The organism is Flavobacterium fructosi (genome assembly GCF_042787335.1).
GTDB lineage: Bacteria > Bacteroidota > Bacteroidia > Flavobacteriales > Flavobacteriaceae > Flavobacterium > Flavobacterium fructosi.
The window spans coordinates 86,104-100,596 of record NZ_JBHZQA010000005.1 but is presented as its reverse complement, the minus strand read 5'-3'; the positions used below and the strand labels follow the sequence as shown (position 1 = coordinate 100,596).

The following is a 14,493-nucleotide window of genomic DNA, read 5'->3' as shown; positions in this document are numbered from 1 at the left end:
AATTGGGGTTTTCTCTTTATAAGTGTCTAGATGATAGTTTTTTGATTAATTAAATTTTGGAATTTTGTTTTTTTTGAATGTTATTTTTTTGTGAAATTATCAATAGAATTAAAACATACTTTACGTAAGTGTATATTTTTAACTATTTATGTAATTAATGTATTTAATAGTAATATAGCAATATTTAAAACATGCTTTCTTAACGTTATATTAACTTTTCAAAGTAAAAATGTTATATTTTTGCCAATAATTAATAAACTAAACAAAAAAGCAGAAATGAGAAGAATTATTTTTATTTTGATTATTTTTTTATCAGTTGTTGGTCATGCGCAGGTTACTAGTTCTGCAATGTCCGGGACTGTTAAATCGAGCACTGGCGAAACTTTACCAGGCGCTTCAGTGCAGGTTGTTCATACGCCTACAGGAACAAAATATTTTTCAACTACTGGTTCTAACGGAGGATATGCCGTTCAAGGAATCAGACCAGGAGGTCCTTACACTGTAAAAGTTACTTATGTTGGTTACAAAACAACAGAGATTACAGAGATCAATGCACCTTTAGGAAATAATATAATAGTGAATATTGTTGTAGATGAGGAATCTAATGCTTTAAAAGAAGTGGTAGTTGTTTCTACAAAATCAAAAGGAACTTTCAATAAAGGAAGAACCGGAGCGTCACAACAATTTTCAAATAGAGAATTAACAGCTGTTCCTGTTACAGGTGCAAGATCGATTAATGCAATCACTAAGTACAATGCAAATGCAGGAGCTAATGGTAGTTTTGGAGGTCAAGATTCAAGATTAAACAACTTTACGATTGATGGATCTGTATTTAATAATGGTTTCGGTCTTGGAAATGATTCACAAGCTGGAGGAAGAACGGGTTCTACTGCGATTTCTTTAGATGCAATTGAACAGTTACAAGTTAATATTGCTCCTTATGATGTACGTCAATCAGGTTTTCTAGGTTCTGGAATAAATGCAGTTACAAAAAGTGGAACAAATGAAATTGAAGGTTCAGTTTATAATTCATTTAGAAGTAACAAGAAGGATTTTATAGGGACTAAAGCAGGAAATACTGTAATAGTGCCTGGTAAATTTAATGAAAAAATTTGGGGAGCTAGAATTGGAGCTCCAATCATTAAAGACAAATTATTCTTTTTTGGAAATTTTGAGACAATAGAAAATACAAGCCCGGCTACAACTTGGACCTCTACAGGTTCACCACAGCCAAGTGCTCAAGTTTCTGCGCCTACATTTGCTCAAATGCAAACACTTTCAACTTTTTTGAAAGACAAATTTAATTATACAACAGGTCCTTGGGAAAACTATGATGCAGCAAAAGTTTCGAAAAAATTCCTTACAAGATTAGATTGGAATATCAACGACAATCATAAACTTACGGCTCGTTACGTGTTTCATAACTCTTCATCAGATGAGTTAACTTCAAACTCTGCCTCTTTAGGATTTGGTAATAGAAGAACTAGTGCACTTGCAATGTCTTTTCAAAATAGCGGTTATGTTATTCAAGATAATACGAGATCGATAGTCGTTGAATTGAACAGTAAATTAAGTAATTCATGGTACAATAATTTTATCGGCGGTTATGACAAACAAATTGAAGATAGAGCCTTACAAGGTGGAGGTTTGTTTCCTACCATTGATATAAAAAACGGATCAGTTAATCCTATTACTGGAGTTGTTACAGCAGGAACATCTAATCTGATTTCTGCAGGTTTAGATCCTTTTACTCAAGGGAATAAATTATCGTATTCGACTTTACACTTTACTGACAATTTAACTAAAACAATAGGTAAACACTCTTTATTATTTGGTGCTAACTTTGAGCACTTTAAATCAAGTAATTTGTTTTTCTCTGGTTCTAATGGAGTCTATGTTTTTAATTCGTTGGATCAATTTTATAAAGCGGCTGAACAATCAGCTCTTAATGGTGGTGCGCCATCTACAATTGTTTCCGGTATTGATCGTGTTCAGTTTAGATATTCAGCTTTGGCTGGTGCTGAAGAGCCTTTGCAAATTTTGAAGTCAAATAAATTTGACTTGTATACTCAAGATGAAATTAAAGTTTCGGATCAACTTAGAGTTACTTTAGGACTTCGTGCTTCAGCTGTTTGGTTTTCTGATACAGCACTTGAGAATCCTAAAGTTACAGCAATGACTTTTGCTAACGGAGAAAAATTCAATACTGGTGATATGCCAAATACTCAGTATTTGTTTGAACCTAGAATCGGTTTTAATTTAGATGTAACTGGAGATGCTACAACACAGGTTCGTGGAGGTAGTGGTGTATTTACAGGAAGAGCGCCATCGGTTTTCTTATCTAATGCGATTGGTAATAACGGCGTTCTTACCGGTTTTGTTGATGTTAGTGGTGCTGCGATTGCTGCAGGTGGATACGGTTTTACACCAAATCCAAACAATTATTTCATTCCTGCTACACCTACGCTTCCTTCTACATTTGAATTAGCGTTTACAGACAAAAAATTTAAGTTTCCACAAGTTTGGAAAACAAATATAGCAGTTGATCAAAAACTTCCTTTAGGTTTTGTAGGAACTATAGAAGGTATTTTCCAATCAAACATTAATGCGATCCATTACTACAATGCAAATTTTGAAACTCCACTTGGAAACTTCAGTGGTCCTGATACTAGACCAAGATATGCTCGTAATGACAATGGAGTTAGAATTAATGACAATGTTTCAAGCGCAGTTGTATTAACAAATACGAATAAAGGATATTTTTACTCTACAACATTTAAATTAGAGTATCCATACAAAAGAGGTCTTTGGGGTTCAGTAGCGTACACGCATTCAAGTGCTAATGATTTATTATCAGCAGGTTCTATTGCCTCTGGTTCTTGGACTGGTGCTAGATCAGTAAACGGGAATAATGACTTACCTTTATCTTTATCTAGTAATAATACGCCGCATAGAATTGTTGGTATATTAGGATATAAAATTGAGTACGGTGATAAACTTGGAGCTGCTACTTCGATTAACCTAGGTTACATTGGAGAACAATCAGGAGGGATTTCTTATGCTTATAATGGCGATATGAATGGTGATAGAGTAAATGGAAATGATTTATTATTTGTACCAAATAATGCGAATCAAATTCGTTTTCAACCATTATCAGTTACAAATGTAGTAAATGGAGCAAATGTAGTAACAGTATATACTGAAGCACAACAACAACAAGCTTTTGATTCATACATTTATCAAGATAAATATCTTTCTACAAGACGAGGCCAGTATGCTCAGAGAAATGGAGCTGTCATCCCTATGTTGCATAGATTAGATTTATCAGTTACTCAGGATTTTTTCTTGAAAATATCTGGAAAAAAGAATGCTTTCCAATTCAGAGCTGATATCTTAAACTTTACCAATATGTTAAATAAAGATTGGGGTGTTACACAAAGAGTTACAAATTCAAATGTTTTGAGCTACGTAACTACAACTGCAAATGTGCCTTTTTACCAATTAACAACTCAAACAGATGTTGCAGGAACAAAAACTTTAATTAAAGATACCTTCCAAAAAAATGCTTCAACTTTCGATGTTTGGCAAGCACAATTAACACTTAGATATATTTTTGGTAAATAATATCAAAAGAAATATTTAAAATTAAAACCACGCTTTAAAGCGTGGTTTTTTTATGCCTTTTTTTCTTATATTTGTTAAAACAAAAACAAGTTATATGTACGAATTTATTCAAAAATTTCATTCTGGTTGGGCTTATTTAGCACTTTTAGTATTAGTTGTTGCAGTGGTTAATTCCCTTATTGGAATGTTTTCCAAAAAAGAATTTACTGCAAAAGATAGAAAAATTGCTTTGTTTGGATTAATAGGGATACATATACAATTATTGATAGGCTTGATTTTATATTTTGTTTCTCCTTTAGGTTTTGCATCTTTTGGGCAAATGTCAGATAAGGCATTACGGCTAACTTCGTTAGAACACCCTTTAATCAATATTGTTGGGATTGCTTTAATCACAATTGGATGGTCTAAGCATAAAAAGTTGGTGACAAGTGAATCAAAATTTAAAACTTTTTCTATTTTTTACGGTTTAGGACTGCTTCTTATTTTGAGTAGAATCCCATGGTATATGTGGTTTTAAAAATCTGTTAAAGCTCTAGAAATAGAGCTTTTTTTATCTAGGTATGGTTTTTGCAAATAGGGTTAACTAAAATAAGAATAAATGAGAAAATTAATTACATTATTTTTTTTACTAGCAATTATAGGTTTAGTCAGCAGTCAAAGCAGCGGTTTAAATAAACAAAAAGCTTCTGTTCAAAAGGATACTATTAAGAAAAGTAAAATGGTGTTTGGACGTCAGGAAATTATTTCAGATACTTTAGTACTAGAAAACGGCAAATTTAAAATCTATAAGACAGAGGCTCATGCTTCGTATTATGCGGATAAATTTAACGGAAAAAGAACAACAAGCGGCAGGAAATTCGATAATAATAAATATACTGCAGCCCATAAAAAATTGCCTTTCGGAACAAAAGTAAAAGTGACTAACGAAGCTAATGGTAAATCAGTTATTGTAGAAATCACAGATAGAGGTCCGTTTGTAAAGTCAAGAGAAATTGATTTATCAAAAAGAGCTTTTAAAGATATTGCTTCACGTAAAGACGATGGAGGAATGAAAGTTACAATTGCAGTTTTGAATAATTAAATTACCATTTTTTGTAGGGATGATTACTTAGATAAGAATTGTAATAACGTTTGTCTTTTGTGACTTCTTCTCCTAACCAATTTGGTTTATTGAAGGTTTCAGTTTCAAAATTAAGTTCGATTTCGGCGATAATTAAGCCTTCGTTTTCTGCATAAAATTCGTCGACTTCAAAAATATGATTGTCTATTTTTATTTCAAAGCGCGTTTTGTCAATAACTCCTTCTTCACACAAAAGCAGTAGTTTTTTGGCTTCATTAACAGGAATTTCTTTTTCCCATTCAAAACGAGACATGCCGGCATCGTTAGACAAGCCTTTTATGGTTAAATAGCCTTTGTCTCCTTTAATGCGCACTCTTACCGTGCGTTCAGGGACTGAGCTCAAATAGCCTTGCGTAATACGATTTTTATTAAAAGCCGCAACCTTAAATGAATCGTTTAAAACCAGGAATTTCTTCTCTATTTCTATCATTTTCATGCTTTAAAGTTATTTTAATATTTTAAATTGTTCTATTTTTCATTTCAGGGCTAATAATTTGGATTCAAATAAAAAATAATTTAATCCGAGATTTCCATTGCAGCATGGGCTAATATTATATTTCAAAGATATAACTATTCTCCGGATGATTAATAATCATGTCCCTATTAAATCTGCAATTACTTTCGTCTTACTGATTTTTATAATTCCTTATTTTAACTTCAAGAACTGCTTTTTATGATGAAGTTAATGAAAGTTAATAGACCAAATTGTACTTTTACAAAAAAGGAGACTACTAAAATGAAATTATTTTTCAAAACGAAACCCAAACCTACTTTCTCGGAATTGTTAACTTCTTGTTTTGATGACAGTCAATCTTGGCGTAATAGAGAGGATGATTTAGAGGTCCTAGTAACCTTAGTTGAACTCATTCGGCCGTTAAAAATCAAGAAATTACAAACAGTCGACTTACAGGAAATTATTTCTTTTTTAAAAGAAAATGATTCTTGCCGTACGCAGTTTTCTATTTATATAAAAGAAATTTTAAAAGGTAAAAAATTTAATAAGATCCTTTCTGATGCTGCTATACTGCAAGATGTTGATTTTATTTTTGAAGTAAAAAAAAGGATTTTCTCTAAATTTTTGCCCTATCAGCCACAAAAAAACACTTTAGAATATGTTCTGAACCAAGTGTTTTATAATCAAAATGACGCGCTTTGGATTAATAGATTACAATCCAATCAATTAGGTGAATTGTATACCCTTTTAGAATTTAAATCAATTTATGAAACCGCAGCTGCTCATACAAATTTGTCAGAGCTGTTGATTGCTATGTCTTTAATAACACAACGAATTAGTGGACGTGCTATGGAAACCGATGTACTTAAGATGGTGCCGGAGTTTGATGATTTTGAAAGTCCGTTTGGCGCTTTTGAAAAAGAATTACTTCAGATTGGGGATAAAATTAGAAATTTTGATTTGCATTATATAAAACCGGATGATTTGTCCTATGCACAGGTACTGGTACTACATAAACAGTGCGAGGCTTTTGTTGATAAGGCATTTCATAATAGTTCTAAATATGGAATTTCGCTGAGAGTAAATCAGAATTTGTTAAAAATTAGACAACAATTAGATAGATTAAAACATTTAATTCCATTTTTAATAGTCGGTAAACAGCAGGATATCAAAGCGAACGGAATTGCTTTGGCTTTGCAATTAATAAGATACAATTGTTATAAAAATAATGTTAGGAAATTTATTGGAGAAAGCACACAGTTGATTTCTTATGAAATAACGCAACATACAGCTAAAACAGGAGAACATTACATTACAGAAACGCGAGGCGAATATTTTAAAATGTTTCGAACAGCATTGGGCGGAGGATTTATTGTGGGCATAATGTGTATAATTAAAATACTGCTTTCTAAAGTGGATGCAAGTTTTTTTGGGCATGCCTTTATTTATAGTATGAACTATGCTTTTGGATTTATTGTTATTTATCTGTTGGGATTTACTTTGGCAACTAAGCAGCCCGCCATGACTGCTGCTGCTTTAATAAAAGCATTGGAAGAAGGCGAAGTAAAACAAGGAAAAGATTCTGAAAAATATCAAGCCTTTGCGATTCTTTTTGCACGTGTTTTTCGCTCTCAGTTTATCGCTTTTGTGGGGAATGTGATTATGGCTTTTCCTATTTCATTACTTGGAATATGGTTAATAGATTATACTTTTGATTATAATATTGCAGCGACTAAATGGGAGAATTTACTCATTGACCTAAGTCCTGCTCATTCCTTAGCTATTCTTCATTCTGCTGTTGCTGGTGTATTTTTATTTTTGTCCGGAATCATTTCTGGAAGTGTAGCCAACAGAGATAAACACAATCAGGTTTATTTTCGAATAGCGGAACATCCTGGGTTAAAGCGAAGTTTTGGGAAATTACGCACGCTGAAACTGGCAAAGCTGTACGAAAAAAGATGGGCAGGGATTATATCTAATTTCTGGTTTGGTATTTTTATGGGTAGTATTGGTTCAATTGGCTTATTTTTAGGGCTAAATCTGGATATTAGACATATTACTTTTGCTAGCGGGAATTTGGCTTTAGGATTGTATGGAGCAAATTACGCTGTCAGTAATTCAATGCTATTTTGGGGAATTTTTGGAATTGGTATTATTGGATTGGTCAATTTTATGGTAAGTTTCAGTCTTTCTTTGGGTTTAGCATTCCGTTCAAGAGCTATTTCTGTATTCGAGTTAAAATTCGTTACCGCTTCTATTTGGAAACATTTTAAAGCAAGGCCAATCAGTTTCTTTTTTCCGACAGAAAAGAAAATTAAATCAGTAACGGTTGAAAACTACTTAAATACAGAGAAAAAGGAATAATTTTTATGTAATTTGTAAATAATGCCGTAGGACTACAGCAATAATTGTTATACTATGCAAGCTTTAAATCCAAATAGGAAAATCATACACATCGATATGGATGCTTTCTATGCTTCAGTAGAGCAAATGGATAATCCTTTATTGAGAGGCAAACCTGTCGCTGTTGGTGGTTCTGAAAATAGAGGGGTGGTAGCTGCGGCAAGTTACGAAGCCAGAAAATTTGGCGTTCGCAGTGCTATAAGTGGTGCATTGGCAAAAAAGTACTGCCCGGAACTTATTTTTGTCCAACCGCGATTTGACAGGTATAGGGAAATTTCAAATAAAATTAGGAAGATTTTTTATGAATATACGGATTTGGTGGAGCCGCTGTCTCTTGACGAAGCCTATTTAGACGTTACTAAAAACAAGAAAGGGAATCCAAGTGCTTCTTTATTGGCACAAGAAATAAGATTGCGGATACTTAATGAAACAGGGTTAACTGCTTCGGCAGGAATATCAATTAATAAGTTTGTAGCAAAAATAGCCAGTGATTATAATAAACCTAACGGTCAAAAGACAGTTAATTCAGATGAAGTTATTCCTTTTTTGGAGGAATTGCCCATTAGGAAATTTTATGGAGTAGGGAAAGTTACTACCGAAAAAATGTATCAGTTAGGGATTTTTACCGGTGTAGATTTAAAAAGTAAAAAATTGGATTTTTTGGAGAAACATTTTGGGAAATCGGGAAATTTTTACTTTGATGTGGTGCGGGGGATTCATAATAGTGAGGTAAAATCAGATCGGATTTCTAAATCAGTTGCAGCCGAGCACACTTTTTATAATAATCTTTCGTCAGAAATATTTATGATGGAAAAATTGGAAAGTATTGCTATTTCTCTGGAGAAAAGACTGAAGAAATACAATATCGCTGGTAAAACGGTCACGTTAAAAATAAAGTTTAGCGATTTTACGCAACAAACTCGTAGTAAAACGGTGCCCTGTTTTATTTCGGATAAAAGATTAATTTTAGAAATCGTCAAAGAACTATTGTTTCAAGAACGAATGAAAGATTCTGTACGATTATTGGGAATTTCTTTGAGTAATTTGAATACCGAAGAAAAAAAAATCCTCGGAGTGCAGTTAAAATTTGCTTTCTAATTTGATAAAAGAATCGTTCAACAATGGTTAAAATTAAATATTTACTATTTTATTTTTAGAAATAAAATTATATTTGACTAATGTAATCAAAAAAGTTATGAGCAATTTAAATCAATATGAAGGAGCTATTGTAAACTATCACAATGATTTGCGGATTAAATCGCTTCCTATTGTTTGTGTAGATTTTCATTATGAGTTTTTAAAAGAAGTAAAACAATCGTTTCTCGACTTAAAAAACCTCAAAAAAATGGCGTACCAAAATAGGTGGAAACTTTCGCCGGATTGGGATATTTCTTCTCCAATAAAAGAAGAAGTAATAATCGTTACAGATTCCAAATTAACTATTGTTTTTGCTTCACACAACATGATCAAAATGAATGGCTACTTACAAGCAGAAGTTTTGGGTAAAAGCCCGAAAATGTTTCAAGGTCAAGTCACCGATACAATTGTATCAAATGAGATAAATACTGCAATTCAGTCACAGCAGCCTTTCGAGAAAACGGTGTTAAACTATAAAAAGAATGGAGAAATATACGCTTGTCTGATTAAAGGATATCCTGTTTTTAATTTGAAAGGACAACTCAGCCATTATATCGCTTTTGAGAAAGCAGCATAAAAAAAACCTTTCTGGAGAGAAAGGTTTTTTTAGTATTTTGATAATGGTGTTACAATTAGTTTTTGCTGTTCAGTTTTGATAGTAATCTTAAAAACTCAATATATAACCATACTAAGGTTATCATCAAGCCCATTGCACCATACCATTCCATGTATTTTGGCATTTTTTGTTCCGTTCCTTTTTCAATACGGTCAAAATCTAAAAACAAATTTAAAGCTGCGATTACAATCACAAAAACACTGATACCAATACTCATCATTGAATTACCATAATGAACGGGTACATAGCTGGAAAACATAGAAAATAACCAAGATATTAGGTAGTAAGTCGCAATGGCAAGTGTCGCAGCTACAACAACTGATTTGAACTGCTCTGTTACTTTTACAATTTTATATTTATATAATCCAAGGCAAATCATGAAAGTTACAAAAGTTGCTCCAACTGCCTGTATAACAATTCCGGGATACATAGCCTCGAAAATTGCTGAAATTCCGCCAATGAATAATCCTTCAAACAAGGCGTAACCGGGAGCCAAATAAGGGGAATATTCTGGCTTGAAAGCAGATATAAGAACCAAAACAAGACCTACAATAGCTCCACCTATTGCGGGAACTATTGGATTCAGGCCATTAAAAGCCATCCACCAAATCACCATTGCGGAGGCAGTAAGAAGTAAAAATAGGATGATACTTTTGTTGATTGTTCCTGCCAAAGTCATCTCTTGATTGTTATCAATTAATGTGGCGTTGTGAACTTCGTCTTTTCTTGATACTGCTGATGAAAAAGATTTATTATTTAAAAATGGATTTTTCGAATTGAAACTCATAGTTGATAAGATTTTTATGCATCAAATATAAATTTTATTTTACAGAAGAATGTTTAATTATTCTTAATTTTTTTTGAAGAAAAATGAGGGCAAATTATTATAAAAAATTAATTCAAAAAAAAACCGTCTCGTTATTTAACAAGACGGTTTTTATAAGAATTCAAAGAGCTTAAATCTATTCTATTTCAGAAACTCTCAAAGTATTTACCATTCCTTTCTCTTTTATAGGCATTGCTGCTAAATTGATTAGAAAATCTCCTTTTTGTACAAAACCTTTTTGTTTCACAATTTCGTTTATGTCCGTTACAGTGTCATCCGTACTTACTGTTTTTTCATAAAAGAAAGATTTTACACCCCATAATAAATTCAATTGTGTAAGGATTCTTTTATTAGATGTAAAAACTAAAATATGTGCATTTGGTCTCCAAGCTGAGATTTGAAATGCGGTATAGCCACTGTTCGTCAAAGTACAAATCGCTTTTGCTTTGATTACATTAGCCATCGTTGCAGCATGATGACAAATGGTTTTTGTAATGAAACGTTTCGTTTTTATCTGTGGCGTATCTTGTGGAACGTGAATTAATGGAGAATCTTCAACGGCTTCTATGATTTGAGTCATTTTTTGGATTACCTGAACTGGATAGTTCCCTGTAGCGGTTTCGCCAGATAGCATTACGGCATCTGCACCATCCATAACGGAGTTCGCAACGTCATTTACCTCCGCACGTGTTGGTGTAAGAGAGGTGATCATTGTTTCCATCATTTGCGTAGCAACAATAACCGGAATACGAGCTGTTTTAGCTCTACGAATTAATTCTTTTTGAACTAAAGGGACTTCATGTGCAGGAAGTTCAACTCCCAAATCTCCACGTGCAACCATCAAAGCATCGCAGTAAGCAACAATTTTGTCAATATTTTCTAATGCTTCCGGCATTTCGATTTTGGCAATAATTGGAATTTTATATTCTGAATGTTCGGCAATTAATTCTTGTAAGTCTTGTAAATCTCTAGGTGTTTTTACAAATGATAATGCAATCCAATCTACGTTCTGCCCAATGGCAAAAATAGCGTCTGCAATATCTTTCTCTGTCATTGCAGGTAAAGATATTTTTGTGTTAGGAAGATTAACTCCTTTTTTAGATTTCAATTCACCACCTTGAATTACTCTAGCAATAACCTCTGATTTTTTATCAGTCTCAACAATTTCAAAAATTAGTTTACCATCATCAAGTAAAATCCTTTCCCCCGGATTTACATCATTTGGAAAGTTTTGGTATTTCATAAATACTTTTTTGGCTGTACCAAGAATGTCTTCGGCAGTAGTAAAGGTAATTAGGTCGCCATCACGCACTACAACTCCTTCTTCCATAACCCCTACGCGAAGTTTTGGACCTTGTAAATCACCAAGGATTGCAGTTGTGTAACCAAACTCTTCATTTAGACCGCGTATCAGATTTATTTTTTCTTTTACATCTTCGTAGTCAGCATGTGAAAAATTCACTCTAAAAACATTTACACCTGCGTCAATCATGTCTTTTATGATTTCTCTTGTACTACATGCAGGCCCAAGTGTGGCTACAATTTTCGTTTTTTTGTTTGTAAGCATTTGTATTAAAAAATTAAATTGTTTTTTGATTTTATTTGATTCGTTTCAACCGTATAAATGGCTGAGATACTATCAATTTTGTTTAGTATTGTTTGTATTTTAGATACGTTTATGATATTGTCAGTATTTTCAATTTTTAGGAAATAATCAACTTTTTTAAACTCCGGAAGTAAAAAAACTTTTGTTGCCACTTCCATGATTATATTTGAAAATAAATTTTGATTATTTCCTTCTTTCTGTTGGATGACCTCACTTTTATTTTGAATCAAATTCCAAGATATTACATTTTCAATATCATAGTAATAAAATCTTGAGAAATTAGTCTCTCCTTCCTTTATATTAATTTGAATTTCGGTTTCGTTTTTACTTAGATTAATCGGAAGACTTTGATTAATAAAATAAGCCAGACGATAGTCTTCTAATGAAGTGTGAATAGCAATAAGATAATAATCTATTTCGTCAAATTCGCCAAGATCCAATTTATGAATGCCCATTTTGTGCAAAATATGATGTAAATATAGTATTTCTATTGAAGTTTTATCTTCTTCAAATGAGATGTTTGCGTTAATTTATAAACGAAAACGTTATAGTTTTAAGAAAATTGATATTATTTTCTATCCATTTTTTCTTGAAATGCAAAATAGGCACGTTGAGAAGCTTTTTCTTCTGCTTTCTTTTTAGAAGTGGCTCTGGCTTTCGCAATTACTTTATCATCAATGCTGAGTTTAACCCCAAACAAACGTTGTCCGTCAATTGCATTGTCCTCAAAAATATCAAAATGAAATATTTTTTTCTCTTTTTGACACCATTCTATAACTAAACTTTTGTAGCTGATCACTTTTCCTTCCAATCTGGCAATATCAACATAAGGAACGATAACTCTTTTTTGAATAAATTTTTCGCAATAAACATAGCCCTGGTCTAGGTAGATTGCTCCGACTAATGATTCAAATATGTTTCCGTGTATGTTTTCACCAAAATGCTGTAAAGGCACTTTGCTTTCTATGTACTGGACTAAATTTAGATCTTTTCCTAATTCGTTAAGGTGTTCTCTGCTTACAATTTTGGAGCGCATTTTGGTTAAGTAACCTTCGTCACCGGCAGGAGCTTTGCTGAATAGGTGGGCAGCGATTACGGAGCTTAGCATGGCATCGCCTAAGAATTCTAACCGTTCGTAATTGATTGGATTTCCTAAAACATCCAAGCGATTAGAGGAACGGTGGGTGAATGCCTTTTTATAATAATCTAAATTTATAGGAGCAAAACCTAGGATTTTCTGGATAGAATCAAAAAAAATCCCGTCTTCTAGAGAACGGGATTTTGAAAATATTTTTCTAATTATGCGCATATAATTAGATCTCTAATTTTTTTACTAATACACAAGCATTATGACCTCCAAAACCAAAAGTATTACTCATGACAACATCCATATCTCTCTTCTGCGCTTTGTTAAAGGTGAAGTTTAATTTTGAATCGATATTTTCATCGTCAGTAAAATGATTGATTGTAGGCGGTACTATTCCGTGTTTCAACGAAAGAATGGAAGAAATTGTTTCTACTGCTCCAGCTGCTCCAAGTAAATGACCAGTCATGGATTTAGTCGAATTTAAATTCATTGTATAAGCATGTTCACCAAAAACATGCAATATAGCCTTAGATTCTGCAAGGTCGCCAAGTGGTGTGGAAGTTCCGTGCATATTTACACCATCTACATCAGTTGCTTGAAGACCTGCGTCTCTCAAACAGTTTAACATAACATTTTTAGCGCCCAGTCCTTCCGGATGCGGAGCGGTAATGTGGTAAGCATCAGCAGACATTCCGCCACCGCCTATTTCACAATAAATTTTGGCTCCACGTGCGATGGCGTGCTCATACTCTTCAAGTACCAATGCGCCAGCTCCTTCACCTAAAATAAAGCCATCTCGGTCTTTGTCCATTGGTCTGGAAGCAGTTTTAGGGTCGTCATTTCGGGTAGATAAAGCATGCATTGCATTGAAACCGCCCATACCCGCTATTGTCACTGCAGCCTCAGAGCCACCGGTTACCATTGCATCAGCATGACCTAATCTGATATAATTGAAAGCGTCGATAATAGCATTTGTAGAAGAAGCACAAGCTGAAACAGTTGTAAAATTTGGACCTCTGAATCCGTATTTTATAGAAATATGGCCACCGGCAATATCGGAAATCATTTTTGGTATAAAGAAAGGATTAAATTTTGGTGTTCCATCGCCAGCGGCAAAGTTCAACATTTCAATTTGAAACGTTTCTAATCCACCTATTCCCGATCCCCAAATAACTCCAACTCTGTCTTTGTCTAATTTTTCGAAATTAAAACCAGCATCAAGTACCGCTTCATCAGATGAAACCATGGCATATTGTGCGTAGCGGTCCATTTTTCTAGCTTCTTTTCTATCTAAGAAATCTTCAGCGTTAAAATTTTTCAATTCGCATGCAAATTGAGTTTTAAACTTTGAAGCGTCAAAATAAGTTATTGGTGCAGCACCGCTAACACCGTTTATAAGCCCATTCCAATATTCTTGAATGTTATTTCCAATAGGAGTAAGCGCACCTAAACCTGTAACAACAACTCTTCTTAATACCATAATTTTTTATTTTGTTATCTTTAAACAAATAAAACCCACGCTTTCTTCACTGTATTATTATTACAAAAGAGCCATGGGTATTACAATAAATATCTTTTTTGATTGAATTTCAATCGCGAATTTAATTTTAAAAAAAATAA

At 33.2% G+C, this 14,493-nt stretch carries 12 protein-coding genes; 6 read left to right on the top strand and 6 right to left on the bottom strand.

Going from position 1 to position 14,493, the window contains the following annotated elements; translation table 11 throughout:
* Positions 1 to 276 precede the first annotated feature (276 nt).
* The 3 genes from ACFX5D_RS09665 (at position 277) to ACFX5D_RS09655 (ending at position 4,705) form a co-directional block, all read left to right on the top strand.
* The gene (locus ACFX5D_RS09665; RefSeq protein WP_379857991.1) at positions 277 to 3,624 is read left to right on the top strand and encodes a TonB-dependent receptor; all 3,348 of its coding nucleotides are present in this window, start codon (positions 277 to 279) and stop codon (positions 3,622 to 3,624) included.
* Positions 3,625 to 3,718: 94 nt separating this feature from the next.
* Entirely contained in the window at positions 3,719 to 4,141 is a 423-nt protein-coding gene (locus ACFX5D_RS09660) for a hypothetical protein (protein WP_379857990.1), read from the top strand.
* 81 nt (positions 4,142 to 4,222) lie between these two features.
* Positions 4,223 to 4,705, top strand: coding sequence for a septal ring lytic transglycosylase RlpA family protein (locus tag ACFX5D_RS09655; RefSeq protein WP_379857989.1), 483 nt, complete (start codon positions 4,223 to 4,225; stop codon positions 4,703 to 4,705).
* Between the two features lies 1 nt (position 4,706).
* Here ACFX5D_RS09655 and ACFX5D_RS09650 read toward each other — a convergent pair whose 3' ends face one another.
* The gene (locus ACFX5D_RS09650) at positions 4,707 to 5,174 is read right to left on the bottom strand and encodes a CYTH domain-containing protein (RefSeq protein ID WP_379857988.1); all 468 of its coding nucleotides are present in this window, start codon (positions 5,172 to 5,174) and stop codon (positions 4,707 to 4,709) included.
* A 306-nt stretch (positions 5,175 to 5,480) separates the two neighbouring features.
* On the opposite strand from ACFX5D_RS09650, the gene ACFX5D_RS09645 reads away from it, so the two are divergent.
* The 3 genes from ACFX5D_RS09645 to ACFX5D_RS09635 all read left to right on the top strand — a co-directional run bounded on the left by ACFX5D_RS09645 (position 5,481) and on the right by ACFX5D_RS09635 (position 9,315).
* Positions 5,481 to 7,562 (top strand): recombinase, encoded by a 2,082-nt coding sequence (locus tag ACFX5D_RS09645; protein ID WP_379857987.1) that lies wholly within the window; start codon positions 5,481 to 5,483, stop codon positions 7,560 to 7,562.
* A 54-nt stretch (positions 7,563 to 7,616) separates the two neighbouring features.
* Positions 7,617 to 8,699: a DNA polymerase IV gene (gene dinB / locus ACFX5D_RS09640; RefSeq protein ID WP_379857986.1), complete on the top strand. Its 1,083-nt coding sequence runs from the start codon at positions 7,617 to 7,619 to the stop codon at positions 8,697 to 8,699.
* 97 nt (positions 8,700 to 8,796) lie between these two features.
* A complete protein-coding gene (locus ACFX5D_RS09635) occupies positions 8,797 to 9,315 on the top strand; it encodes a PAS domain-containing protein (protein WP_379857985.1) in 519 nt (172 codons plus the stop codon).
* Between the two features lie 55 nt (positions 9,316 to 9,370).
* On the opposite strand, the gene ACFX5D_RS09630 is transcribed toward ACFX5D_RS09635, so the two are convergent.
* From ACFX5D_RS09630 to fabF, 5 genes are all read right to left on the bottom strand, one after another.
* Positions 9,371 to 10,141, bottom strand: coding sequence for a Bax inhibitor-1/YccA family protein (locus ACFX5D_RS09630; protein ID WP_379857984.1), 771 nt, complete (start codon positions 10,139 to 10,141; stop codon positions 9,371 to 9,373).
* Positions 10,142 to 10,316: 175 nt separating this feature from the next.
* Entirely contained in the window at positions 10,317 to 11,747 is a 1,431-nt protein-coding gene (gene pyk / locus ACFX5D_RS09625) for a pyruvate kinase (RefSeq protein ID WP_379857983.1), read from the bottom strand.
* A gap of 5 nt (positions 11,748 to 11,752) precedes the next feature.
* The gene (locus ACFX5D_RS09620) at positions 11,753 to 12,241 is read right to left on the bottom strand and encodes an IPExxxVDY family protein (protein ID WP_379857982.1); all 489 of its coding nucleotides are present in this window, start codon (positions 12,239 to 12,241) and stop codon (positions 11,753 to 11,755) included.
* A 113-nt stretch (positions 12,242 to 12,354) separates the two neighbouring features.
* Positions 12,355 to 13,095, bottom strand: coding sequence for a ribonuclease III family protein (locus tag ACFX5D_RS09615; RefSeq protein ID WP_379857981.1), 741 nt, complete (start codon positions 13,093 to 13,095; stop codon positions 12,355 to 12,357).
* A gap of 4 nt (positions 13,096 to 13,099) precedes the next feature.
* Positions 13,100 to 14,353, bottom strand: coding sequence for a beta-ketoacyl-ACP synthase II (gene fabF / locus ACFX5D_RS09610; RefSeq protein ID WP_379857980.1), 1,254 nt, complete (start codon positions 14,351 to 14,353; stop codon positions 13,100 to 13,102).
* Positions 14,354 to 14,493 lie beyond the last annotated feature (140 nt).